This window comes from Paenibacillus sp. RUD330 (assembly GCF_002243345.2).
In the GTDB taxonomy this organism is placed as follows: domain Bacteria; phylum Bacillota; class Bacilli; order Paenibacillales; family Paenibacillaceae; genus Paenibacillus_O.
Window position 1 is genome coordinate 3504195 of sequence record NZ_CP022655.2, and the last position, 24750, is coordinate 3528944.

Annotated in this window: 21 protein-coding genes; 4 read left to right on the forward strand and 17 right to left on the reverse strand. The window is 60.8% G+C overall.

Translation table 11 applies throughout. The features are described 5' to 3' along the window. Positions 1-96: 96 nt before the first annotated feature. Positions 97-930, reverse strand: a complete 834-nt coding sequence (locus CIC07_RS15925) for a sugar phosphate isomerase/epimerase family protein (protein ID WP_076354736.1) — start codon at positions 928-930, stop codon at positions 97-99. A gap of 199 nt (positions 931-1129) precedes the next feature. Continuing rightward, positions 1130-1597, reverse strand: coding sequence for an N-acetyltransferase (locus tag CIC07_RS15930; RefSeq protein ID WP_076354734.1), 468 nt, complete (start codon positions 1595-1597; stop codon positions 1130-1132). A gap of 199 nt (positions 1598-1796) precedes the next feature. Between CIC07_RS15930 and CIC07_RS15935 the strand changes: the two genes are divergently transcribed. After that, a complete protein-coding gene (locus CIC07_RS15935; protein ID WP_076354732.1) occupies positions 1797-2339 on the forward strand; it encodes a DUF1572 family protein in 543 nt (180 codons plus the stop codon). Further along, positions 2336-2632, forward strand: a complete 297-nt coding sequence (locus CIC07_RS15940; protein WP_076354730.1) for a hypothetical protein — start codon at positions 2336-2338, stop codon at positions 2630-2632. Before CIC07_RS15935 ends, CIC07_RS15940 begins: the two co-directional genes overlap by 4 nt. Before the next feature lie 273 nt (positions 2633-2905). Here the strand turns inward: CIC07_RS15940 and CIC07_RS15945 are convergent, their stop codons facing one another. The 13 genes from CIC07_RS15945 to CIC07_RS16005 form a co-directional block, all read right to left on the reverse strand. Then, positions 2906-5275 (reverse strand): glucosidase family protein, encoded by a 2370-nt coding sequence (locus tag CIC07_RS15945; protein WP_076354728.1) that lies wholly within the window; start codon positions 5273-5275, stop codon positions 2906-2908. Beyond that, positions 5275-7590, reverse strand: a complete 2316-nt coding sequence (locus CIC07_RS15950; RefSeq protein ID WP_076354726.1) for a class I SAM-dependent methyltransferase — start codon at positions 7588-7590, stop codon at positions 5275-5277. The genes CIC07_RS15945 and CIC07_RS15950 overlap by 1 nt, the downstream gene beginning before the upstream one ends. A 7-nt stretch (positions 7591-7597) precedes the next feature. After that, entirely contained in the window at positions 7598-8428 is an 831-nt protein-coding gene (locus CIC07_RS15955) for a carbohydrate ABC transporter permease (protein WP_200801144.1), read from the reverse strand. Between the two features lie 4 nt (positions 8429-8432). Further along, positions 8433-9383: a carbohydrate ABC transporter permease gene (locus CIC07_RS15960; protein ID WP_234992882.1), complete on the reverse strand. Its 951-nt coding sequence runs from the start codon at positions 9381-9383 to the stop codon at positions 8433-8435. A 167-nt stretch (positions 9384-9550) separates the two neighbouring features. Beyond that, entirely contained in the window at positions 9551-10903 is a 1353-nt protein-coding gene (locus tag CIC07_RS15965; protein ID WP_076354722.1) for an ABC transporter substrate-binding protein, read from the reverse strand. Positions 10904-10979: 76 nt separating this feature from the next. Next, complete coding sequence (locus tag CIC07_RS15970) at positions 10980-13106, reverse strand: amylo-alpha-1,6-glucosidase (protein WP_076354720.1); 2127 nt, start codon at positions 13104-13106, stop codon at positions 10980-10982. A gap of 162 nt (positions 13107-13268) precedes the next feature. After that, entirely contained in the window at positions 13269-14291 is a 1023-nt protein-coding gene (locus CIC07_RS15975) for a LacI family DNA-binding transcriptional regulator (protein ID WP_076354718.1), read from the reverse strand. A gap of 235 nt (positions 14292-14526) precedes the next feature. Then, a complete protein-coding gene (locus CIC07_RS15980; protein WP_076356866.1) occupies positions 14527-14934 on the reverse strand; it encodes a HEAT repeat domain-containing protein in 408 nt (135 codons plus the stop codon). A 103-nt stretch (positions 14935-15037) separates the two neighbouring features. Beyond that, positions 15038-16255 (reverse strand): radical SAM family heme chaperone HemW, encoded by a 1218-nt coding sequence (gene hemW / locus CIC07_RS15985; RefSeq protein ID WP_076354716.1) that lies wholly within the window; start codon positions 16253-16255, stop codon positions 15038-15040. A 133-nt stretch (positions 16256-16388) separates the two neighbouring features. Beyond that, positions 16389-18206: a translation elongation factor 4 gene (gene lepA / locus CIC07_RS15990; protein WP_076354714.1), complete on the reverse strand. Its 1818-nt coding sequence runs from the start codon at positions 18204-18206 to the stop codon at positions 16389-16391. 111 nt (positions 18207-18317) lie between these two features. Continuing rightward, positions 18318-18806, reverse strand: a complete 489-nt coding sequence (locus CIC07_RS15995; protein WP_076354712.1) for a hypothetical protein — start codon at positions 18804-18806, stop codon at positions 18318-18320. 27 nt (positions 18807-18833) lie between these two features. After that, the gene (gene spoIIP, locus CIC07_RS16000; protein ID WP_076354710.1) at positions 18834-20072 is read right to left on the reverse strand and encodes a stage II sporulation protein P; all 1239 of its coding nucleotides are present in this window, start codon (positions 20070-20072) and stop codon (positions 18834-18836) included. 212 nt (positions 20073-20284) lie between these two features. Continuing rightward, complete coding sequence (locus CIC07_RS16005) at positions 20285-21049, reverse strand: SDR family NAD(P)-dependent oxidoreductase (protein WP_076354708.1); 765 nt, start codon at positions 21047-21049, stop codon at positions 20285-20287. Positions 21050-21346: 297 nt separating this feature from the next. Here CIC07_RS16005 and CIC07_RS16010 point away from each other — a divergent pair, with 297 nt between their 5' ends. Next, complete coding sequence (locus tag CIC07_RS16010) at positions 21347-21940, forward strand: TetR/AcrR family transcriptional regulator (RefSeq protein WP_076354706.1); 594 nt, start codon at positions 21347-21349, stop codon at positions 21938-21940. Positions 21941-21995: 55 nt separating this feature from the next. Here the strand turns inward: CIC07_RS16010 and gpr are convergent, their stop codons facing one another. Further along, positions 21996-23003 (reverse strand): GPR endopeptidase, encoded by a 1008-nt coding sequence (gpr, locus tag CIC07_RS16015; RefSeq protein WP_076354704.1) that lies wholly within the window; start codon positions 23001-23003, stop codon positions 21996-21998. Between the two features lie 176 nt (positions 23004-23179). On the opposite strand from gpr, the gene rpsT reads away from it, so the two are divergent. Then, positions 23180-23452: a 30S ribosomal protein S20 gene (gene rpsT, locus CIC07_RS16020; protein WP_021881778.1), complete on the forward strand. Its 273-nt coding sequence runs from the start codon at positions 23180-23182 to the stop codon at positions 23450-23452. A gap of 142 nt (positions 23453-23594) precedes the next feature. Here the strand turns inward: rpsT and holA are convergent, their stop codons facing one another. Then, positions 23595-24635 carry a DNA polymerase III subunit delta gene (holA, locus tag CIC07_RS16025; protein WP_076354702.1) on the reverse strand — a complete coding sequence of 347 codons (1041 nt, stop codon included), beginning with the start codon at positions 24633-24635 and terminating at the stop codon, positions 23595-23597. Positions 24636-24750 lie beyond the last annotated feature (115 nt).

Below are 24750 nucleotides of genomic sequence, written 5' to 3' on the forward strand. Positions count from 1 at the left end.
TCGCCGTTAGCACTCCACCTTGATGAGTGCTAACATTTAATACAAAAATACCAAACCTACTCGACGATTGTCAAGTGATTTGGTATCTGTCCGGCTTCAGCCGGCCGCATAGGGCTCCACGATTCGGCGTACCCTTTCGATTCCGGCCCACATGTCCCCGGGACCGTCGTAGATGATGACGTAGGAGCCGTCGTAGCCCGAATTGCGGACAGCCTCCAAACAAAGGCGGAGCTCCTGCTCATCCGGAATGCCATGCTCGTCGAACTCGGCCTTGGCATGCACGGACAAGCTTCTCGGCAGCGTCATCGCCAGCTCTTCGTACTTCGCGGCACCCTTGAAATTGCCGAAATCCGTGATCATCGCCAGCGGCCTCTCCGTCCGCCCCATCAGCTTCAGGCAGCTGGGGCCGGTAGAGGTCAGAGGCTTGAAATTCTCCGTCACGATGCGCACCCCGCACTCCTGCGCATAAGCCGACAGCCTGTCCAGGCTCGCCGCGGAGCGGGCGAGGGCATCCTCATCCGTCGGCATGGCTTCTCCTGCTATGACCCGCACCTTCTTCGCTCCGGCAAGGGCGGCTGCATCGATCCAGGACGAGATGTACCGCTCATCCGCCTCGACTCTGCGGACATCGGGCGAAGTCAGATCCCCGTAGTCCAGCAGCAGCGTGTCGAATGCGATTCCTGCATTCCGAAATGCGGCTCTAAGCTCGACCAGATAGTCCGGCTCGCGGGAAGGGAAGTGGAAGTGGCATACCTCGAGCGCCTGAAAGCCTCTCGCTGCCGCAGCAGCGGGCAGCTCAAGCAAGGTCAGCTCTTCCGGCTGGGGCTCCAGCGCCGTCCTTTGAATTCCATCCTCCTGGTCCCATATCGTCCAGCGAAGAGGACCGAGGAGCCGATGCAGACTCCATGTGCTGACGGATAAATACGACATTTGGCAGCATCTCCTTTGGGATAAGCATATGTTGAAGAAATCGCTTTCATGCCAGCCGGCTTCCGGCCCGAGGACTCTTACATCTATATGTCGGTATCAGGCGATCAGCCTGCCCGAAAGAAAAACCGCCCGTCCCCCGGGCGGCTTCTCCTCCTGCTTCGCGATCGGCCCCGTCAGTTCCTGCCGGGACTCAGCTTGATCAAATATTCCGCAGCACCGCGATTTCATCGCAGGCATGCTGCTTGGGGCAATGGACGCAATCGGTCCACACCTTCTCCGGAAAGATATCCTTGTTCACGACGGCAAATCCGTTGCGCTCGAAGAAGCGGACTTCATAGGTCAGCGCCATGATCTTGGGTATGCCCTGCTCCTGGGCGTTCTTGATCAGCAAATCGACGATTTTGCTGCCGATGCCGTATCCCTTGTATCCTTCCGTAATCCCGAGCGAACGGATCTCGACCAGGTCCTGCCCCAGCCGCGTAAGAGAGCCGCAGCCGACGACATCCCCATCGAGCTCGGCAATGACGAACGTATCGATCTGCCGGAGGAGCACTTCCCTGGACCTCGGAAGCATGATCCCCTTCTCTGCATAATTTTTGATCAGCTCATACAGCGTATCCACGTCCTGGGGGCTTGCTTTGCGGCACAACGCTTCCTTTACCAGCATCCATGGTCCTCCTCCCGGCCCTTTTTACAATATGAATAAATATACATCAAATAGAATTAATGCTCAAGAAAAAAATCCGGCCGCCTGCCTGCCGCCTCCCGATAGAAAAAGCTTGGCCTCCCGATCATAAAATCGGTTTGCCGGATATTTCCATTGAAGAGTATGATAGGGACAGCACAAGCCTAAGGAGGAAAAAGACATGTCTTCTCAACAGCTCGGAAGCCATCTGCTGCAAAGCTGCCTCGCGACCTTCGAAAGCCAGAAGAAGCTGGCGGACCGATCGCTCGGCCAGGTCGACGACGCGGGCCTGTTCTGGGCGCCCTCGCCGGAATCCAACAGCATCGCCGTCATCGTCCGCCATCTGTCCGGGAACTTGAAGTCCAGATGGACCGACTTTCTGACGGCCGACGGGGAGAAGCCCGACCGCAACCGCGACGGGGAATTCGAGCTGCCCCCCGGGACGGCCAGGCAGGATGTCCTCTCCGGCTGGGAGGAGGGATGGGCGGCGCTCCGGACGGCCTTCGATTCCCTGCAGCCGGAGGATCTGCTCGGAACCGTCCTCATCCGCGGCGAGCGGCACACCGTCGTCGAAGCGATCCAGCGCCAGGTCGCCCACTTCAGCCATCATGTCGGGCAGATCGTGTATGCCGCCAAGGCTTACCGTTCCGGAGACTGGCGCACGCTCAGCATCCCTAGGGGAGGCTCGGACGCATTTAATGAAGCGAAAAAAAGCGGAGGATGAGGAACAACCGCTTCTTCGTGACCGGTTATCTCGTCTTCAGCCTGATTCTCATCGTCTTCTTCCTCTTCATCCTGATCGACATCTGGTGGACTCAGAACGTGCCCAGGACGGGGCCGATCGGGAACGGGCCGCCGAAGCTATCCGCCTTCGCCTGGATGCGTCTGTTCACCGCCGGATGCACCGGCTTGATCAACTTCATCCTGGCTCTCGTCCTGTACCGGCAGCTTCCGCCCCATCCCGAAGAAGACCGCCGTCGAACGGAAGGAAGCGGAACGGACTCGGAAGCCGGGTGACCGTCGATTAATATTGACGCAGCTGTCCAGCAAGCGGCATGCACACGACCTTACAACCCCAAACGGCATAAAACGCTTCGTTCAACCGGCATGCTGGCGGCATATTAGCGGCTTGCTTACGGCAAGCTCACGGCATGCTAGCGACGGTAGCGGCTTGCTTACGGCAAGCTCACGACATGCGAACGGCATGCTGGCGGCATGTCAGCAAGTACGCAGCCCTTGTCGAAGCGGCCGCAAAAAAGCCTGCATCCTTAGATGCAGGCTTCTGTTCATTCAGGAGCCGGCCGCCGCCGGCTTGACGATCCGGACCTCATGCTCGCCTTCGCCATCGACGTCCGCATAACAGCCCTCTCCGTCCGCCTCCAGCCTGATCCGGAGTCCGTCCAGCAGCACGGCTGCCGCCCCCAGCGTCTCGCCCGGCAAGCGCAGCCTCACGGTCCAGCCTTCGCCCTGCAGCCTCCAGCGGTACACATCCTCATCTTCCGCAAGCCGGATCTCATAATGCCGCAGCTCCGCCGCGTGCTCGCCCAGGCCGAAGCCGACGTTGCGGATGGCGGCTTCCTTCCATTCCTCCGGCAAGTGGGGCCGCAGCGTCAGATGCTTGCGGAACGCTTCCGGACCGATGCCGAACATGTACGCCGCAAGCGGCCACACGATGCCGTAATTGGTCCATGCCTGCACGAAGCAGCCATAGTCGGGAGACATCTCCGACATGGAGCCCGGCAGCCTCCGGTTGAAGGTGGAGGCGATCATCCGCGCATAGCGGAGCGATTCGTCCATCCGGCCGTAACGCGCCTCCGCCACCGCTTGCACGCCGGTCGATATCGTCATCATCTGATCGCGGTACATGCCGGACAAATACGTTCCCCAGCGGCCCGTGAACTCCTCGCCGGCCATCCGGTCCAGCGCGCGGATCGCCTGAGGCCGCGGAGCGAGCCCGGCTTCCATCGGCGTGTTGATGACCCAGTTTTTGAACAGCCACGGCTTCTCGAGCTCGGGATGCAGCCCTTCCATGCCGGCCTTCATGGCAAGGAGATCGTCCACGGCGTTATCCGCGCCGAATTGCCTGGCCCTCTCGATGTAGAGATCGATCCTCTCCCTGACCTTGCCGACCGGAGCCATGGCGTCCGCATAGAGGCCTTCCTCCTCCAGCCACATGCCCCGGTTGACGGCCTCCCCGACCCGGACGGCAAGCTCCGACCAGCGGCTGCGTCCGCTCTCGTCTCCAAGCAGGGCCGCCATCTCCGATGCGGCGTTGAGCGCGGTCCACGTATAGACGGCTGTATCGATCAGCTCGACGTTCAAGCCCTCGATCTCAATGATGCCGTAGCCTTCCGGCAGCAGGTCGCCGTCGGGGTCCATCTCCCCGAGCAGCCAGTCCAGTCCCTTCTGCACGGAAGGATAGAGCTCGCCAAGGAGCGCGGCATCTCCCGTCCATCTCAGCACCTCCCACAGGCAGGAGATGAAATGGGCGGTCTCCTGCGTATTGCCGGGATGGGCGGCAAGCCCGTTCGTCGACATCTCGTGGATGATGCGTCCGTTCCCGTTCGCCTGCTCCGAAGCCCGGTGCAGCAGCCTCACCGTATCCAGAGCCGTCTGCATGCCTCCCGATGCCAGCAGCCCGGGAATCGCATAGCTGCTGTCGCAGCCGAACCACCATGGATACTCCGGCTGGCCGGCCCCGAGTCCCCTGCCGACACCCGGAACATCCCGAAGCAGCCAGTCCTGATGGAATTTCACCCAGTGAAAGGTTTTCTGCAGATGCTTGTCGGGGATGTCCAGCTCGGAGGCGGACAACAGCCTTTCATACCGCAGCACCTTGGCCGTCCACAGCTCTTCGGCCGAGCCGAGCAGCTTCTCGAGGCTTGCCAGCGCGTCGGGCTCGCTGTGCAGCGAGCCTGCAACGGCGAACCGCAGCTCGGTCCCTCCCCGGGCGGGAAGGTGCACGCCGGCGTATTTCAGCTCGCCGCCGACGCCCTTGCCCGCGGTCCAATGCGGCCCGAACAGCTCCCGGTCGATTGCGCAATCCGAGGCAGGAAGCGCAGAGCCGGCAGCGACATGCCAAGGCTGATGCTCATCGCTTGCGGTGAAGACGCCTCGCTCCGGATGGAACCGGCCTTGATCGAACCCTTCCCGCCATTCCATTCCTTCCGAGAACCAGACCGGACTGAGATCGGTCCGAACCAGGAAATGGACATCCAATGAGCGCGGACGATCGAGAAGATTTCGAATGTCGAACGACACCAGAATGCCTTGCTCGCCGTCAGGGCAAAACTGCCTGCGGACGATTTCCAGACCGAGCCCGCCCATCGTGTACCGATGCTCGTTGTGGAAGGGATGGTTCACGAAAATGCGGGCCTCCGTCAGCCAGACAGGCGTCTCTCCCGAAGCTCCGCCATCGTCTTCCCGATCCCGGATGCCGAGCCAGAAGCCGTCGAGAAGCTTGACGGGATGCAGCCACAGCCCGCCCATCTCAAGCTTGACGTGATGGCCGAAATCCGGAAAGCCTCCGTTCTGTCCCCCGATCAGGCACGCCCTGCTGCCCGCACAAAGGAACAGATCCTGCCACGAGGCTCCCTCCGCGCTTCCCTCTTCCTTATATGGAGCCAGCGCCGGCCCTGTGTCCCATACCTTCATGTTCATTATCCATTCCTCCTATCGGTAAAAAAGCGGTCCGCTGCCGCGGCAGCGGCATAACAGAGGCAGCCGGCAGCGAGCGTAGCGGTCACTCCGGCCTCCATCGAGACGGCTGCGCCGAGCAGGGAGCCCCAGATGCCGGCCAAGCCGCTCACGGCAAAGAAATAGGCGGAAGATCCCGGCAGCCGCCGGTCATCCTCGCGAAGCCCGGACGGAAGCGGCATGCCCATCGGCAGGCCGAGCAGCAAAGCGGTGACGCCGACGAATGCCAGCCGCGCGCTGTCGCCGGACACGAGAAGACTCTCCGACAGGGCAGGCTCCGCCAGCAGCAGCAGCACCGCTGCCGCAAAAGCGGCCCCGGCGCCGGCATAGGCCGGAAGGCGGAGACGCCCTGCCGCCGCGCTCCCCAGGCTTCCGCCGAGCAGCAGCGGCATGATGACGGCGATGGAGGCGAGCGCCGGACTGCCGAGATACAGCAGAGCCTTTTGGATGAGCGCCGTCTGGACGGCCATATAACCGATTCCGAGCAGAAGATAGAGCGGATAGGATTTCAAGCGCGGCTTTCCGGTCCGCAGCCTGGAAGCCCGTCCTGGCCCGTACTCTCCGATGCCGATGACGAATGCGGCCAGCAGGGTCAAAGCCGCGGCGGCAGCGAGCCATTGCCAGAGGGCGGGCGGCAGCCCGGGATCCACCTGGAAGAAGAACGGCCGGTCATCCTTGACGGGATGGACCGCGTAGTCCGAATTCCGCACGAACCGGTCGAAGGGGACCTGGCCTTGAACGAGCGGCTTCAGCAGCTCCTCGTCGGAGTCCGGAAGGAACAGCGGCCGCAGCCCCAGCGAACGCGCCCCGGTCTGTAGCAGGTTCAGCTGGCTCGAGCCGAGCGGCGTGTTCTGGATCAGGGACAGGGTAAGCTGCGGCGAGGCCGACTGGTCCGTCGCCAGGAGCAGGGCCGTGTGGCGGGAAGCTTCCGCCGCCGTGCGCTCCCCGTCCGACATAAGCGCTTCAAGGCCCGTATAATAGGCGCGGACGCCTTCGATGCCTTGATGGGACAGGATGGCGAGCCTTCCTCCCGGCGCCAGCTTGGCCAAATACGCCTTGAACGCTTCCCTGGTGAACACATAGTTTTCAGACAAGGCCTGGCCGCCCATGCCGCCAACCTGCGAATAGACGAGATCAAGGACGATCAGGTCGTAACCGCCGGCGCTCCGGGTGAGCACGCTCCTTCCGTCGCCGACGACGGTCTTGACGCCGGGACGATCCAGGAGGCCTCCGTTGTAGTCCGCCTGCTCCCTCATGCTCCGGACGATGCCGGAGCTCAGCTCGACGGCAGTGACATCCTTGGCTCCGGCAAGCAGCGCGTACAGAATGTCGCGTCCCCCGCCCGCTCCGATGACGGCGGTCCGATCCGCCCGGCCAGCGGCGAACGGCAGGAACTCGATATCCCGGGCAAGGCCGGCAACGGAGCTCAGGCTGCCGTCGAACCGGTACATGTAGCTTCCGGCGCCGCCGTTGACGAACAGCATGCGGCGTCTGTCATCCGCGGTCGCGACCGTGTCCGTGCGGGCGAATCCGTCCCAATGCGTCGAGACGACATGGGCGGAAGGATCGCTGCGCAGCGTCCCGACAATCGTCTTGTCAGGCGCCGCGCCGTGGAAAGCGGCGAAATCGAGCCGCCAGCCGTCCAGCTGCCTGGCCGTCTCGAAGGCGGGCGGCGCCGCAGCGAGCAGCAGCACGGCTGCCAGGACGGCATATCTCCTCCTCTTGCCCCGCCCGCCGGCAAACAAGGCGAGCGCCGCCGCGAACGCAGGCATCGACATGAGGAATACAGCCGCGAAGCCGCCGAGCCGCTCCGTCAGAATGTAGCCGCACAGCGCGCCGGCCGCTGCGCCGAGCAGATCGGCCGCATATACGGCCGGCGCGGGAGCGGCCCCGGAGGCGAGAGCCCGGCCCGTGACCCAGCCGAAAAGCAGGAACGGCAGCGCGCACAACAGCGCGTAAAAGACAAGCTGCCCCGAATAGGGAAAACGGGCCAGGACAAAGCTCAGGAGGATGGCGTATCCTCCCGCAGCGATGCTTGCCCAGCCCGCAGGAGCCGCAGCCTGCATCCTGCCGGCCTTGCCTCCGAACCGGACGGCGGCGTAAGCGCCGGCGCCGGTGCCGAGGACGGCCAGCGAGATCAGAAGCGACACGTAATGATATTGAAGCAGCACGCCGAGCACGTTCGTCAGCGCGATTTCCAGTCCCAGCATGGATGCCGACAGCAGGCCGACGCCTGCCAGCCATCCCGCTCCGCTTCGGTTCAAGGTCAGCTTGGCCATAGGCTCGTTATCCTTTCATTCCGGTCAGCGTGATGCTTTCCACGAAATACTTCTGGCCGAGGAAATAGAACAGCAGCGAAGGCAGCATCGTCACGACGGAAGCCGTCATGAGGAAGTTCCACTGAACGTTGTTCTCGCTCTTGAAGAAGTTGATGCCGAGCGCCAGCGTATACAGCTCCGGCTTGTTCAGGTACAGCAGCGGAGTCATGAAATCGTTCCAGACGCCGTTGAACTGGAGGATGGCCACCGTGATGATCGCAGGAATGGTCAGCGGCAGAATGATGCGGACGAGAATGCCGAGCGTGCTGGCGCCGTCGATCTTGGCCGCCTCCTCCATCTCGACGGGTATCGTCATGAAGAACTGCCTCAGCAGGAAGATATAAAAGGCCGTGCCGAAAAAGGCCGGCACGATCAGCGGCAGCAGCGAGTTCATCCATCCGAGCTCCTTGAACAGGTAGAACACCGGAATCATCGTGACCGAGGTCGGCAGCATCATCGTCGAGAGCATGAGGATGAACAGCATGTTTTTGCCCTTCGCCTTGAAGCGGGCGAATCCGTACGCGACGACCGTGCAGGACAGCACCGTTCCGATGATGTTCGGCACGGTGACGGCAAGCGTGTTGAGCAGCCAGCGGCCGAACGGCAGGCCCGTGAAGGTCGTGATGTAGTTGTCCCAGCGGATCGGATCGGGAATCCACTTGACGGGAACCGTGAACACTTGGTACGACTCCTTCAGCGAAGTGGACAGCATCCAGGCGAAGGGAATCAGCATCACGAGCGAGCCGGCCAGAAGCAGCGCATACACGACGGTTTGATGAAGCCATTTGTTTGTACGCATGCCTTTACTTCCTTTCCCCTTCATAGTAGACCCAGGCGTCCGAGGACTTCACGACGATCAGCGTCAGCACCAGAATGATGATGAACAGGAACCAGGCAAGCGCGGAGGCGTAGCCCATGTTGAAGTTCTCGAACGCATGCTGGAACAGGTAATAATTGTAGAACAGCGTGGAGTTCATCGGTCCGCCTTTGGTCATGACATAGGCCTGCCCGAACGTCTGCAGCGCGCCGACGATGCCCATGATCAGGTTGAAGAAGATCGTCGGAGTCAGCATCGGGACGGTGACGTTTTTGAGCTTCTGCCAAGCGTTGGCTCCGTCGAGGTCGGCCGCCTCGTACAGGGACGGCGAGATGCCCTTCAGGCCGGCCAGCCAGATGATCATGCCGCCGCCTACTCCCCAGAGGCTCATGATGACCATGGAAGGCATCGCCCAGTTGGGATCGTAGATCCAGCCCGGTCCCGAGATGCCGAAGTAGCCGAGGATCGTATTGAATAATCCGATTTCCGGATTGAATATCCACATCCATAGAACCATGACCGAAACGCCGCTGACGACGGCCGGCATATAGAAGATCGTGCGGAACAGCCTCATTCCCCAGGCGGCCTGATTGAGCAGCAGGGCAAGCGCAAGCGAGAACACCAGTCCCAGCGGTACGGACAAGACGGAGTAGAGAACGGTTACTTTGAGCGAAGTCCAAAAAAGCGGATCATGATTCAGCGCCTTGGAATAGTTTTTGAAGCCGATAAATTTTGCCGGCGTCAGCAGATCCCATTTGGTCAGGCTGATGATAAACGAAGCGATCATCGGACCGAGCACGAAAGCCAGGAATCCGATCAGCCAAGGAGAGATCAGCACATAAAACCATATGGCTTCCTTGCTTGTAGCCCGCATGGCCTTCTTGCGGGGAGCAGCTGCGGTTGTTGCGGAAGCGCCGTCCATCTCCGGCATAGTCATCTTTTATCACCTCAAGCGGATTAAGTGGGACCGATTCCGCCGCCTCAAGGCATGCGGCTGGTCCGTTTCGTTGCGGGACGGGATCCGGGCAGCCGGACAGGGGAAGACGATCCGCTTCCCCTCTCTGCTGCGCGGCAGCGCCGCCAAGAGGCGGCGCCATCCTAGGCTTACTCGGATTTGGCCGTTTGCAGGTCCGCATCGCCTTGCTTGGCGGCTGCGTCCAGCTCTTTTTTCACGTCGATCGGCTTGCCGAGCATCATTTTGTCCATGACGGATTGCAGCGTCTTGCCTCCGGTCGTGCTGAAGTAAGGGCTTGTTTTTTCCGGGAAGTCCTTGATGTTCGGGATGTCGTCGAGGAACGGCTTGAGCGCCTCGTCCGCCGTCTGGCCGAGCTTCTCTGCGGTAGCTTTGACCGCTGTGAACGCGTAGGCTCCGAGAAGCTCCTGTCCTTCGGGACCGGTCAGGTATTTCAGATAGCTCCAGGCTTCGTCCTTGTTGGCCGACTTGGAGTACAGGCCATAACCGGCGTAGCAGATCGTATTGGCCGCTCCGCTCGGGCCGGCCGGCATGCTGACGACGCCGAAGCTCAGGTCCTTGTTGCTCTTGTAATCCGTCACCGGCCAGCGGCCGCCTACGCTCATCGCCACCTTGCCTGTCGCGAACAGATCGACGCCCTTGAATGCCGCGCTCTCGGTGCTGGACGGGGAAATGCGGTCCTTCTGGTACATGTCCTGGTACAGCTCAAGCGCTTTCACCGTTCCGTCGCTGTTCATGAAGCCGTCGAACTTCTCGCCGTCGGGGCTGATGACGCTGCCGCCGTACGCATTGATTAGAGGCAGGACCGCGCGCGTCCAGGCGCCTGGCAGGTTGACTCCCCACTGGGTGATGCGGTCGCCGTCCTTCTTCGTCAGCTTTTTGGCCGTGTCGTACAGCTGCTCCCAGGTCCAGCCTGCTTGCGGATAGGGCAGTCCCGCTTCGTCGAACAGTTTTTTGTTGTAGAACACGGCCAGGTCGGAATAGTCCTTCGGCAGCGTGTAGTATTTGTCTCCGAGCTTGCCGACGTCGAGGACGTTCGTATAGTAATCGTCCAGCTTGATTCCGTTGCCGCCCTGGATATAGGAGGTCAGGTCTTCAAGCGACCCCTTGTTCATGAACATGCTGATGTCTCCGTCGCCGATCTGGAATACATCCGGCGCCTGGCCGGCTGCGATCTGCGTCAGCAGCTTCGTGCCGTATTGATCCGGCACGGATTCGATGGACACCTTTACGTTCGGATGCGCTTTCATATAATTGTCCGCAATTTGCTGCTGGATCTTGAGGCTGTCTCCTCCGTCCCACGTTCCGACGCGGAGCTTGACCTCTTTCGCTTCCGTGCCGCCTGAAGCGTCTGCGTTGCTCGCTTTGCCGCTGTTCCCGCTTGCCGCGTTGCCGGAATTGGAGCCTGAATTCGTACCGCAGGCCGTCAGCGCGATCGCCGCCGACATCCCGATGGCCAGTAATGCGGTTCCTTTGATCTTCATGCTTGGAACACCCCTCTAAAGTAGTGGTTATATTAAGGGCCGGCGCGGGGCGCGGGCCCGAAATACCTTCATCCGCCTATTGCCGGCCTGCCAAGAAGCCTATGTCGACGGTCCAGCCATCCGGCTGCTGGAGCACCGCAGTCCGATACTCGCCGCCAGTACGCACGATCTCCACCGCCAGCCGTCCTTCACCGATCCGCATCCCCTTGATGGACAGGCGGTTCATCCCTTCCGGCAAAGATGGCTTCAGGCTGATCGTCCTCGCGGACGGATCGAACCTCAGCCCCGTCATCGCCGTCACGAACACGAGCGGAGTCGCAGCGGCCCATGCCTGCGGCGAGCAGGCGACCGGATAGCGGACTGCACGGCCTCTGGAAGCCGGGTATCCGCAGAACAGCTCCGGAAGGCGGCCGTTCTCGAAATGTCCGGATGCCTCCAGCAGTCCCTCCATCACGACAGCGGCTTCCTTGTCGAGGCCGTACCTGGCCAGCCCCATCAGGCACAGCGAATTGTCATGCGGCCAGATGCTGCCGTCATGGTAGCTCATCGGATTGTAGGCTTTCTCGCCTTCCGCCATCGTGCGGATGCCGTAACCGCTGAACATCTCCGTCGAGACGAGCCGGCGGGCAACCGCCCGCGCCCGCTCCGGCGAGACGAGGCCGGACATGAGCGCATGGCCGGGGTTGGACGTCACGGTGCCGACCTGGGCGCTGTCTCCATCCAGGGCGATCGCGTAGTACTGGCGATCCTCCATCCAGAAGCGCTCCTCGAACCGCTGCCTGAGCGCTTCGGCTTCCGCCTCGAGGCGTCCGGCCTGAATGCTCCTCTGCGGATCGTTCAGGCTCCGGTACAGGCCGGCGAGGGACTGCTTGGCTTGATAGACGTAGCCCTGCACCTCCACCAGGGCAACAGGAGCCTCGGCGTAGCGGCCGTCCCGATGGACGACGGAATCGGCGGAATCCTTCCAGCCCTGGTTCGCGATGCCTTTGGATGACTCCTGATAATAAGAGGTAAAGCCTCTGCCGCCGTGGTCCCCGTACCGGTCGATCCACTCCAGCGCCCTGTCCGCATGGGGCAGAAGCCGCTTGAGCGTATCCATGTCGCCGGTCCATTTGACATATTCCCCGAGCAGCACCAGGAACAGAGGCGTCGAATCCACCGAGCCGTAATACGGGTTGAAAGGAACCTGATTCGTGTTCGCCAGCTCTCCCTTGCGCAGCTCATGCATGATTTTGCCCGGCTGCTCGTCGCGCCAAGGATCCTCCTTCGTCCCCTGGAAATGAGCCATCGTCAGAAGAGTGCCTTTGGCCGCCTCCGGCTGGATCGGCAGCAGCTGCAGCGCCGTGATGAGGCTGTCGCGGCCGAACGGCACCGCGAACCATGGCAGACCTGCGACAGGGAACGGTCCGAAGCCGATGTCCGTCAGCAGCACGCGGATATCCTGCAGGCCGCGTCCGTACAGCCGGTTGAAGGCGGGCAGATCGCTGTCGACGGATGTCGCCTGTTCGTTCCATTCCCGGTACGAACGGCGCAATGCTTCCAATGCCTCGTCCCTCGGAACGAGCCGGGCCTGCTCCTCTCCGAACGTCGGGGCGAAGCTGAAGTGGACCGCGCTTGACTCCCCCGATTCCAGCTTCATCCGGAATGCGGCTTCCCCTTCGGCAGAGAATCGGTCCGCTTGCCTGGACCAGCTGGCGATGAGGCTGCGCTTGATGCCGTCCAAGCCGTCATAAGCGAACGCAAGCCCGTTCTCGCCGGGCAGAGGCGGAGCCGCGACGCCTGCGCCTCCGCTCTGGAAACCCCGGATGACGAACATATCCGTGAAGTCGGCCGCGAATCGAAGCGACAGCTCGAATTCCCACGCCATCGGACTGTAGTTTGTCGCTTCGACCGTTTCATAGAGCACATCGCCGTAAATGAAGCGGGTCCGCTTGATTTCGATGGATTCCCGCCAGAGCTCCAGCTTGCCGTCCATCTCCATATGCGGATTCGTAAGCAGGATGGTGGACAAGTAATTCTCATCCGCCTCCGAGGAGAGGACAATCGGCTTCTTGCCGTTGATCCGCAGCTCCAGCATGCTGAGGAAGCGGGTGTCCTTCGTATACAGGCCGAAGCCTTGGCCGTCATCCTGACGCTCCGGAATATCGCCCGAATGGTCGGTCATCAGGAACAGGTCGTTCTCTTTTATCACGCGGTAGTCCATGTGTATGCAATCCCCTTTAGATCCCCAAAACGTTTTGGACAACTTTACATGATGTCCATAAATGATCATGCCTTATAAACACTGATATTCCTGAATTAGGAAGCGCTTACTTGTCAACCAAAACGTTTTGGTAATTTCCGAAAATAAAACGCCCTTCCGCTGTCACGGTTTTTCGCAGGGCGACGTGCTTTCTCTTATGATCAGTTCGTTATGGAGCATGATCTTGTGGTTCACAGGCCTGCCTTCGATGAGGTCGACGAGCAGCTGGGCCGCCTGGTAGCCCATTTCGTATTTGTTCTGGCGGATGGTCGTAAGCTTGGGAGAGCTGTAGGAAGCGATCGCAATGTCGTCGTATCCGACGATCGAGATTCTCTCCGGCACCTTGCCGCCGCTGCGCTCGACCGCCCTCAGCGCTCCGAGAACCATCAAGTCGCTCGCCGAGAATACGCCCGTCACCTCGGGATGATGAAGCAGGATCTCGAACATCGCCTCGCAGCCGCCCTCTTCCGAGAAGCTGCCGTTGAACACCAGCTCGGGCCTGTAGGCGATCCCGTGCTTCTCCAGCGTCTTCCGGTAGCCGCTCAGCCTCTCCAGGCTGACCGCCGCATCGTTGTGGCCGTTGATCATCGCGATATGGCGATGCCCCTGCTCGATCAGATGCCTGACCGCCATGGAAGCTCCCTCCACATTGTCGGTCGTGACATGCCCGAGGCAGCTGCCCTCGGCCGGGATGTCGATCAGCACGCACGGAAAGTTGGAGTCGTACGTCACTTCCTGCAGGTACGGATCCTGGACGCGAAGGCCCGAGATGATGGCGCCGTCCACGTTCCTTTCCTTGCACAGATCGCTGTAGGATTTGGACATCTGCTTTTTGGCGTTCGTGCTGAACAGCATGATCTCGTAATCCAGCTCTCCTGCCCGGTCGTTGATGCCGCACAGAATCTCGAATGCCATCGCATCCTTCGCTCCGGCCCGGTTGATGTCCGACAGGATCACGCCGAGCGTCCGCGTTTTCTTGGTGACTAGGCTGCGGGCGAGCACATTGGGGCGGTAGTTGAGCTCCTTGGCCGCTTTCTGGATCTTTTGGCGGGTTCCCTCGTTCACATCGTCATAGCCGTTCAACGCTCTGGAAACGGTCGTGACGGAGACTCCCGCATACTTCGCCAAGTCTTTTATGGTGGTCAGTCTTCCTCACCCCTTTCTTCCAAAACGTTTTGGAAGTCTTTACCCGCTCAGTATAACGGATAACCGAAAACGCTTGCAACCATTTTTTTTACTTCTTTTCTACCTTGTCCCGCTAATGGAGCATGCCATGAGCTTCAACATCCCAAGTGCGGAGCCCGTCGAAACGAAGCTCCGACAAAAAAAGCCGGTCCGGATCTGTCCTGGGACAGATCCGGACCGGCTTGGCTTGCCGAGCTTATTTGCGGTCGAAGGACGCCTTCCAGACACCTTCCAGCCAAGTATCGAACTCAGGGCCTTTCTCGCCTTCGTAGACGTCATAGACGTCGCTCCTCGTCTTCCGCAGCTTCTCCTTGAAATCCTCCAGGGTATGGCCTTCCGGAAGGCTTTTGCGGATGCGGACGATGATCTTGGACACGCCCTTGACCGGCTCGGACTTGCTGCGCGCCGGAGCTTGGACCGGCTCGCCGAAGCTCTTGAGCCCCGAGTAGGCCGCTTCGCGCACGGCATAGACCGGGTCGCTCGCCAGCAGGCGCGACATGATTTCAACCGACTGAGGCTGCTTGTGCTTGCCGAGCTCCTTGACGGCGGCCAGACGAGCCTTCCAGTCGGAAGTGCGGCTGGCCGCACGCTTGAGCTCCGCCATAGGATCCAGTTCTTGTTCTTGCTCCGGCTTGAATTCTTCCTGTTTCAATGGAAATTTCCCCTTTTATCGCTTCATAATCAATCATGCTACCACTGCCGGCTGTTTATACGCCGGCCGTCTCTTCGCCCAGCACGCCGACGAACGCGCCGAACACCTCGTTGCCGAGCAGCACGCCTTGCGGAGTCAGGCGATAGCCGGTGCCCGGGCGAAGCGGCGTGCCTCCCGGCAATGTCTCGGCGCCGCCGTCGACACGCTGCATCAAACCTTCCTGCAGCAGCGGCTGCAGCTGGCTTCCGAATGCGCCTTCGATCGTATGTCCCGGGAACTGCTGCTCGAAGTCCCGGTCGCGGACGCCGTCCAGCAGCCGCAGGCCGACCATCATGAAGTCCTCCATCGCGTCCGTATCCGGGACCCGCTCCTCCGACAGGCGGGGCAGCCTCTGCAGACCGGCATCGATGTACGGCTGCACGCCTTTGATGTTCACATGCCGGAGCCCGTGGACATAGCCGTGCGCGCCGGCTCCAAGCCCGTAATAGGGCTCATTGCGCCAGTAGGTGGAGTTGTGCCGGCTCTCGAAGCCGGGCTTCGCGAAGTTGCTGATCTCGTAATGCTCGTATCCCGCGCCCTGCAGCCGCCCGATGAGATGGAGATACATCTCCAGATCCTCGTCCTCGGTCGGCAGCGGCAGCTCGTTGCGCTCGTACATATGGTGGAAGAGCGTGTTCTCCTCCACCTTGAGGCTGTAGAGCGAGTAATGCGGCAGATCCAGCTCCAGAGCCTTGTCGACGCTGTCGGACAGCATCGACACCGTCTGCTTCGGCAAGCCGAACATCAGGTCGATGGACAAGTTGCGGAAGCCCGCCGCCCGCGCATTCTCCAGGCTGCGGTATACGTCGTCCACGTTGTGGATGCGGCCAATCCGCTCCAGAAGCCCGTTGTCGAACGACTGCACGCCGAAGCTCAGCCGATTGACCCCGCCCGCGAACATGACCGCGAGCTTGTCGGGATCGGTCGTGCCGGGATTGGCCTCCATCGTGAATTCCGTTCCTTCATGCAGCGGGAAATGCTTCCTTACGGCGGCAAGGAATCTCTCCATCTGAGGCGGAGTCAGCACCGTCGGAGTGCCTCCTCCCACGAATACCGTATCGATCCGCTCCGCCGGAACCGCAGCCAGGGTGAGCTCCATCTCCTTTTCCAGCGCGGTCAGATAGCTGTCGACCGGCTGGCCTTGCAGCACATAGGAGTTGAAGTCGCAGTAAAAGCATTTGTTCGTGCAAAAAGGGATATGAATGTAAAGCGCCTTGGGCGCGTGCTTCAGCATGGCGATGCCTCCTCTACCGGGAACCGCTGCACTTCGGGTTCCCTTAAACGCCGCAAGAGGAGAGCCTCGGCTCTCCTCCAGCGAAGCCGGATGCCGAATGGGCGGAAGCGCCCGTCCGGCCTGTGTCCAGCCATCAATCCTCGTCGATTTTCAGGACGGCCATGAACGCCTCTTGCGGAATCTCGACGTTGCCGACCTGCTTCATCCGTTTCTTGCCTTCCTTCTGCTTCTCCAGCAGCTTGCGCTTCCGGCTGATGTCGCCGCCGTAGCATTTGGCAAGAACGTTCTTGCGCATCGCCTTGACCGTCTCGCGCGCGATGACCTTCTGCCCGATCGACGCCTGGATAGGCACCTCGAACATCTGGCGCGGAATCAGATCCTTGAGCTTCTCGCAGATGACCCGTCCGCGCTGATAGGCGCGGTCGCGGTGCACGATGACGGACAGGGCGTCGACCGTCTCGCCGTTCAGCATGATATCCATCTTCACCAGCTTGGACTGCCGGTAGCCGGAAAGCTCGTAGTCGAAGGAAGCATACCCCTTCGTGCTGGATTTCAGCTGGTCGAAGAAGTCGTAGACGATCTCCGACAGCGGAATCTGGTACGTAATGGTGACGCGGTTCGTATCCAGATACTCCATGTTCACGAATTCGCCGCGCTTGTTCTGGCACAGTTCCATGACGGTGCCGACAAAGTCGTTCGGCACGATGACGGCGGCCTTGACGTACGGCTCCTCGACATGCTCGATCTTGCCGACCTCCGGATAGTTGGACGGATTGTCGATGCTGAGCACCTCGCCGCTCGTGAGCGTCACGGAATAGATGACGCTCGGCGCGGTCGTGATGAGGTCGATGTTGAACTCGCGCTCGATGCGCTCCTGGATGACGTCCATATGGAGCAGGCCCAGGAATCCGCAGCGGAAGCCGAAGCCGAGCGCTGTCGACGATTCCGGCTCGAAGGTGAGGGACGCGTCGTTCAGCTGCAGCTTCTCGAGCGCCTCGCGCAGGTCGTTGTACTCCGTGTTGTCGATCGGATACAGGCCGCAGTACACCATCGGGTTGATCTTGCGGTAGCCGGGAAGCGGCTCGGGAGCCTTGCGCTTCGCCTCGGTCACCGTATCGCCGACGCGCGTGTCCTTGACATTCTTGATGCCGGCGACGATGAAGCCGACATCTCCGACGGCAAGCTCGTCCACGATGCTCATGCGCGGCTTGAAGGCGCCGACCTCGATGACCTCGAATTCAGCGCCGGTCGCCATGAAGTGGATCTTGGATCCGGCCTTGATGCTGCCGTCGACGACGCGCACATAGACGATGACGCCCTTGTACGGATCGTAGTGGGAGTCGAAGATCAGCGCCTTGAGCGGCTGGTCGGGATCTCCCGTCGGAGCGGGAACCTTCTTGACGACCTGCTCCAGAATCTCCTTGATGCCGATGCCCGCCTTGGCGGAAGCGAGGACGGCGTCGCTCGCGTCGAGCCCGATGACATCCTCGACCTCCTGCTTGACCCGCTCCGGCTCCGCGCTCGGCAGGTCGATCTTGTTGATGACCGGAAGGATCTCCAGGTTGTTGTCCAGCGCCAGATAGACGTTGGCCAGCGTCTGGGCCTCGATGCCCTGGGCCGCGTCCACGACCAGCAGCGCGCCTTCGCAGGCCGCGAGGCTGCGGGAGACTTCATAGGTGAAGTCGACGTGTCCGGGCGTATCGATCAGGTTCAGGATGTACTCTTCCCCGTCGTCGGCCTTGTAGCCGAGGCGCACGGCCTGCAGCTTGATGGTGATGCCGCGCTCGCGCTCGAGATCCATCTGGTCGAGTACCTGCGACTGCATTTCGCGGGAGGTCAATGCTCCGGTATATTCCAGAATACGGTCGGCCAGCGTCGACTTCCCGTGGTCGATATGCGCGATAATGGAAAAATTCCGTATCTTCTGTTGGCGGTCGCGTACGTCTGCCATGCTTAACTATCCACACCCCTCAATTATCTAACCCATTCGTACCATTATACCCGAGGCGGACCGGGGCGGCAATGAGCGGCAGGGAAAGGAAGCGAGCCGGACGGCAAGCCGTTATTTGGTGAAGGAGTCGAAGAGGGTCACGATCATGCGGATGCCGGAGCTGGATACGCTCTGCAGCATGCCGGCCGTTCCGTCGGCAAGGCGGTTGACGCCGGTGTCGGAATCCAGCGGCGCGACTCCCGGCAGCCTGGACCGTTCATCCGCGCCCGAGACTCCATTCCATGCCGAGACGTCTCCGCCCTCCGCTCCGGCCGACTCCGCATCTCCGGCGAATGCCGTCTGCGACTCTGACGAGGCGGACGGCTGGACGCCGTACTTCTTCTGAAGCTGACGCAGCTCCGCTTCGTATTTCTGCGCCGCCTGCAGCTGCTCGCGCGCTTTCGCGGCTTCCGCGAAACGCCCCACCGCCGCGGGATCGGAGCCCTCGATCGGTCCGTATACCCGGTTGATGCCGCCCGTCGTCATCTCCATCCCGAACATCAGCACGGCCGCCAGAGCGGCGCCCAGCACGGTCCATTTGAGCTGGCTTCTTCTGCGCATGATGACCTCTCCTCTCGATTAATGGAATCAAGCCTTCTCGCCCTCGAAATACAGATCCGCGATCACTTCGGCCAGCGCGTCGGCCGTCCGGTAGCCTTCCTCCAGCGAGTTGTCGATGCCGCCGACCTCGACGAGCACGCTGTCCGAGGCCAGCGACTGATTGTATTCCCCGTTGCCGGTCGTCACCGTCTTGCCCCAGATGCCGCGCGACAAGCCGGGATAACGTTCGTTCAGCAGGTTGTGGATCCGCTCGGCGAATTTCTCGTTTTCTTCCCAATTCGGATTTTTGCGGCCGATGATGAAAAATACTTTGGCATAATCCTTGCCTCCGATATTCACCGTCGTCGTCTTGCGCTTGGCGGAATCCCGATGGATATCGAAAAAGAACTTCAGCCCTTTATTGGCGCTCATCGCTTCCTGCACGCTCTTCTTGGAATACTTGTAGCTCATCGTATATTTGAAGCCCGGAATCACAGAAGGATAATCCGTGCTGGAGTGGACGGCTCCGACACCGCGTTTCTCCAGCTGCTCGGCCAGCCTCTCTCCGACATTGGCCACATTGACCTTGGAGGATTCCGGATTCGTTCCGGGCTTGCTCACTTCCGGATTGTAGGATTCGCGGATATGCGAATGATAGATGAACACGGCCTTGCTGCCGCCATCGGCGGCCGGAGGCGCTCCGCTGCCGGTCCCGCCGCTCCCCGGACCGCTCTGCCCGCTGCCCGCCGGATCCTCCTGCGGCACTCCGATCGGACCTACCGGCGAATCGTCCTCGATGCCTGCGTCATGGCCGTCTTCGCCGGAATCGTCGCCTGCAGCCGCCTCGGGCTCGTCCTCCGGCGCCGGCGTCTGACCACCCGCCGCGCCCGCCTTGCCGGCCAGATTCTCGCCGCCGCTCTGCATGACGGGCATGCCGGCCGCCAGCAGGCTGCGCGGGCTGCCCGGATTCACGTCGGTCAGCATGCGGAGCACGAAGCTGCTCACCTGCCGGGTCGATACGCTCTCGCCATGCCCGCTGCTCTGGAACGCAGGCATCTCCATTCCCAGCATGTCCGCCAGAAAGGCGCTTGAAACCATCGATGTCAATCCTTTCATGGAGGAAGCCGGCGATGAAGGATCCTGATGGCGGACAATCGAAGCGGCCCCGGCCAGCACGAAGATGATCATGGAGCATAGCGACAGCAGCACGAAGGTGCGTCCCGCAGCGAGGAACTCGCGGATGCGGAGACTGCTTTTTCCCAGATTGACGGCCATGATTCGTTTCATATCGGTTCTCCTCCCGAAAGCGGTTCTGCGGTTCTGAAAGCAAAAACAGGGTCCTGCTCTCTCAACTGTTTCTACTCTATGAGGAAAAAGGAAGTGATAGAACTCCATTCGAGAGATGAGCCTGCGGCAGCGGGGAAAGCGCGCAAAAAAACAGCCCGCTCCTTGGCAGGAGCAGGCTGTTGCTTTTTATCCGGAAACCTCTACCCGGGTCGTTATTGGCCCATCATGCCTCCGTCGACCGTGTACAGGGAAGCGGTAACGAACGACGCTTCATCGGACAAGAGGAAGTTCATCACGGCCGCTACCTCTTGCGGCTCGCCGTAGCGGCCCAGCGGCGTGCTGTCCTCGTTGGCCTTCTTGAATCCTTCGGGAGCTCCCGATTTGGTCTCGATCTGGCGCATCATGTTCGTATTGATTGTGCCCGGCAGCACCGCATTGACGCGGACGCCGTAGCCGGCCGCTTCGTTCGCCGCGACGCGGGTGAGACCGATGACGGCGTGTTTGGACATGATATAGGGAGACATGCCCGGAGCGCCCATGAGGCCTGCCAGCGAGGATGTGTTCAGCACCGCGCCGGACTTCTGCTTCTTCATGACCGGAAGCACATGCTGCAGGCCGAGGAACACTCCGCGCACGTTGACGTTGTAGACGAGATCGAGCGTAGCGACGCTCTGGTCCTCGATGCTGCCCACGGCTCCTTCAATGCCGGCGTTGTTGGCGAAATAATCGATCGTGCCGAACTTCTCCACCGCCCGCTCGACGTAGTTCCGGACATCCTCCTCTTTCGAGACATCCGCCGCGACGGCAATCGTCTTGGCGCTGTCGAGGCCGAGCTCGGCGATGACGGCCTGCAGGGCTTCCTCCTTCAGATCGACGAGGACAAGATTGAGGTTCCGCTGGGCCAGACGGCGCGTCAGCTCCTTGCCGATTCCTCCTGCGGCTCCCGTGATGACGGCTGTTTTCGTTTGTTCGGACATATAGGATCGCTACCTTATCCATTAGATTTTTGGGGAAGGCCCGGATGGGCGGCCCGCTTGAACCGGTATCGGTTAACCGCTTACAGACCAAGCATACGCCTGGCCGGAAAATGCCGCAATAAGCAGGCGCCGCCTGCTTTGTCGCCTATTGGACAGCCGGAATCCGGCTGTCGTTCAACGCCGTCATCTTGCACATTCGGCTCGGGAATGTCGCCTTTCCGATCGGCATTTCCCTTGAGCGTCCCCGCTTGTCTATACTGGATAAAGGACATTCCATCGAGAGGAGTCTCGCCGCGCATGGACAAACAGCTAGACCGCAGAACCAAACGAACCCGCGAAGCCCTTCAGTCCGCCCTGATCCGGATTATCCGGAGAAAAGGCTACGAGGCGGCGACCATTCTCGAGATCGCCGAGGAGGCCGATTACAACCGCGGCACCTTCTACAACCATTACGCCGGCAAGGAAGAGCTGCTGGAGGAAATCCGGCTGGGCTTCCTCCAGCAGTTCGCCGACCTCATTCTCGGGCCCTATCCGGGGATGAGCGGAGTCGGCGCCGCAGACATCTATCCTTCCAGCCTGCTTCTATTCCAGCATGTCGAGCAGAACAAGGAGACCTTCCTGGCGCTGCTGGCGGTCGACAGAGGGCTGGGGGAAGACATGAACCGCGTCCTGAAGGACGCCATGAAGCGGGACCTGCAGCTGAGCGTGGAGGAGCAGGATCCCGAGGTGGATCGGGAATTCATGTACAGCTATCTCGCCTCCGCGACGATCGGCGTCGTCATGTACTGGGCCGGGACCGGCTTCAAGTTCTCCTCCGACTATATGGCCAGGCAGCTGCTGCTGCAGATCAACAATCGCCTCGACTACATCGAATTCAAGCGGAAACAATGAAAAAACCGGGACAGCTTCCATAAGAAAGCGTCCCGGTGCGGATTCCGCGGATCGGTCAATGCGTATAGGCGGCCACGTTGGAGCTGTCCACCGCGTCATGAAGCGCCGCATTGAGTCCGCTGGCGATGACATTGGCGATATCCTCGATGAACTGGTCGATTTCCTTCGGCGTCACGAGCAGGTCATGCTTGAGCGGCGAGAGCACCTCCTTGACGAGCATGAGCCGCTCCGTCTCCCCGAGCTGATCCAGCATGCCCATCAGCTGGCCGGTATCGCCAGCCTGCTGCTTGAAATGCTCCTTCATCATGTCGAACGCGCTGCTCACGACCGTCGAGGCGTAGACGACCGTCGGAACCCCGATGGCGATGACGGGAACGCCGAGTATTTCTTTCGTGAGCCCCTTGCGCTTGTTGCCGATCCCGGATCCGGGATGGATGCCCGTATCCGCGATCTGGATCGTCGTATTCACGCGGTCGAGCGAGCGGGAGGCGAGCGCGTCGATGGCGATGATGAGGCCCGGCTTCGTTTTCTCCGCGATGCTCTGGATGATCTCGCTGGATTCGATGCCGGTGATGCCGAGCACGCCGGGGGCGACGGCGCTGACGCAGCGGTAGCCCGGAGCGACCTGATCCGGCATCAGCTCGAAAAATTGCCGCGTCACCATCGTATTCTCCACGACGAGCGGGCCGAGAGCGTCGGGAGTGACATTCCAGTTGCCGAGCCCGACGATGAGCACGTTCGCGTCCTTGGCGACGCCGAGCTCCTGCAGGAAGCGCTCGAACTCCTGGGCGAACGAGGTCGCGACTCGATCTCCGAGCTCCGAATCATGCGTCCGCAGCTCGGGCACTTCGAAGGTGACATATTTGCCCATGACTTTGCCGATGGCCCGCGAGCCCGCTTCGTTCTCGACCGTCAGCCTTGTGATCGTGATGCCCTCGTCTTCCGTCGTCTCGGAGTGGACGCCGGGAATCGGGCCTCCGCTCGACTCCTCGGCCATTTGCTTCGCTTCCAGCGCCAGGTCGGTGTGAACCGCATAACGTCCCAAATCCAAATCATGATTCATGCGCCAACGCTCCTCTGCACGATTTGCCATTAGCTTGCTGATCCCGGATTCGTTTTATGCGGCCGGCATGTTTTATCCAGCCGTTCGTATTGCAATTTGCCAATGTGCATGATAAGATATTTTAAGTTGTGTTGCAGTATGGGGTCTTATCCCCTTTTGTAGGAGGTGAACCACAAGTGCCAAACATCAAATCCGCCATCAAACGCGTGAAAACGAGCGAGAAGCGCCGCGCTCTGAACGCTTCCCAAAAATCCGCGCTCCGCACGGCTGTCAAAGCAGCTGACGCAGCGACTACCGGTACCGATGCGGAAGCAGCCAAGGCTGCTCTGATCGTCGCAACGAAAAAGCTGGACAAAGCCGTAACTAAAGGCCTGATCCATAAAAACGCTGCTGCCCGTAAAAAATCCCGCCTGGCCAAAAAGCTCAACGCCATTTCGGCGCAAGCCTAAGGACAAGCTGACAGCCCGTCTCCTCTTGGAGAAGGGCTGTTTTTCGTTTGCCCGGACGGGACTCCTCTCAGGATACCCGCGAAATGAAAAAAGAATTGCTGCGCGCAGCAATTCTCATTCTTTTTGCCTTCGGCGCGGCATCTCATGCCCGCCCGCTTTTCGCTCCCGTTCCCATCGAGAGAAGGAACAGCTGCAAGCCCAGCTCTTTGTTGATGCGCCCCGTCTTCATCGCGTAATCAAGCTCGGCGAGCGCCGACAGATGCTCGCCGAGCACGGCCGTCTCGAACTTGCGCGCCTTCTCCGCGGCCAGCTTGACCGCGTAGGGATGAAGGCCCAGCTGGCCGGCCATCTGCTGCGGCGAATAGCGATGCCGCTCCAGCTCCTTGATCTGCAGCATGATGCGCAGCTGCCTCGCGACGAGAGCGGCGATGCGGATCGGCTCCTCCCGCCTCAGCAGCAGCTCCCGATAGATCGTCAGCGTCCGGTCCATGTTCAGCTCCGCCATGGAGTCGATCAGGGCGAACACATCCTCCTCGACCGTCGAGGCCGTCAATCGGGCCACGTCTTCGACGGAGATGCTTCCTTCTTCCCCCGCGAACAGGCAGAGCTTGTCCACCTCCTGCGACAGCGCCTGCATGCCGGTGCCGACTCTGGAGACGAGCAGCGATGCCGCCTCCTCGCCTATGCTGCGGTTCTGGTCCTTCGCCCTGCGGATGATCCAGGTCGCCAGCTCGCCCTCGGTAAGCTCCGGGAAAGCGACGAGCAGGTTGCGCTCCTTGAGCAGCTTGACGGCCTTGCGGCGCTCATCGAGCTTGTCGGCCTGGACCAGGAAGACGATGATGCTCGTCTCGCTCGGATGCTCCATGTACGAGAGGAAGCGCTCCGCCTTATGCTCGACCTTTCCTTCCTTCGCCGCCGCGCACAGAAAGCTCGAATCCCTTGCCAGAATGATCTTCTTCGGCACAAAAAAAGGCAGCGTCTCGGCTTCGCCGATGATTTCCTCCAGCGAGGTCTCGGACATGTCGTACCGGACGATGCCGAGCTCCCTCTCGTCCGGCGCCAGCAGCTTCTCCGTCAGCATCGTCGCGAATTGGCTCATCCGGTAGCGGTCTTTCCCGAAGACGGCATAGACGGGAGCGATCCTGCCGGCCCGAATATCCTTTACGGCGTCTTTGGCTTCCATGCCAGTCCCTCCTCCATGCTCATGTCGTCCCATCATAGGACAGAACCTCCTGCTTAGGCAAGGGCGGCGCCTCGCATTCGGCGCCGAGCCTCCTGCGTAGGCACCGTCCAAAAGG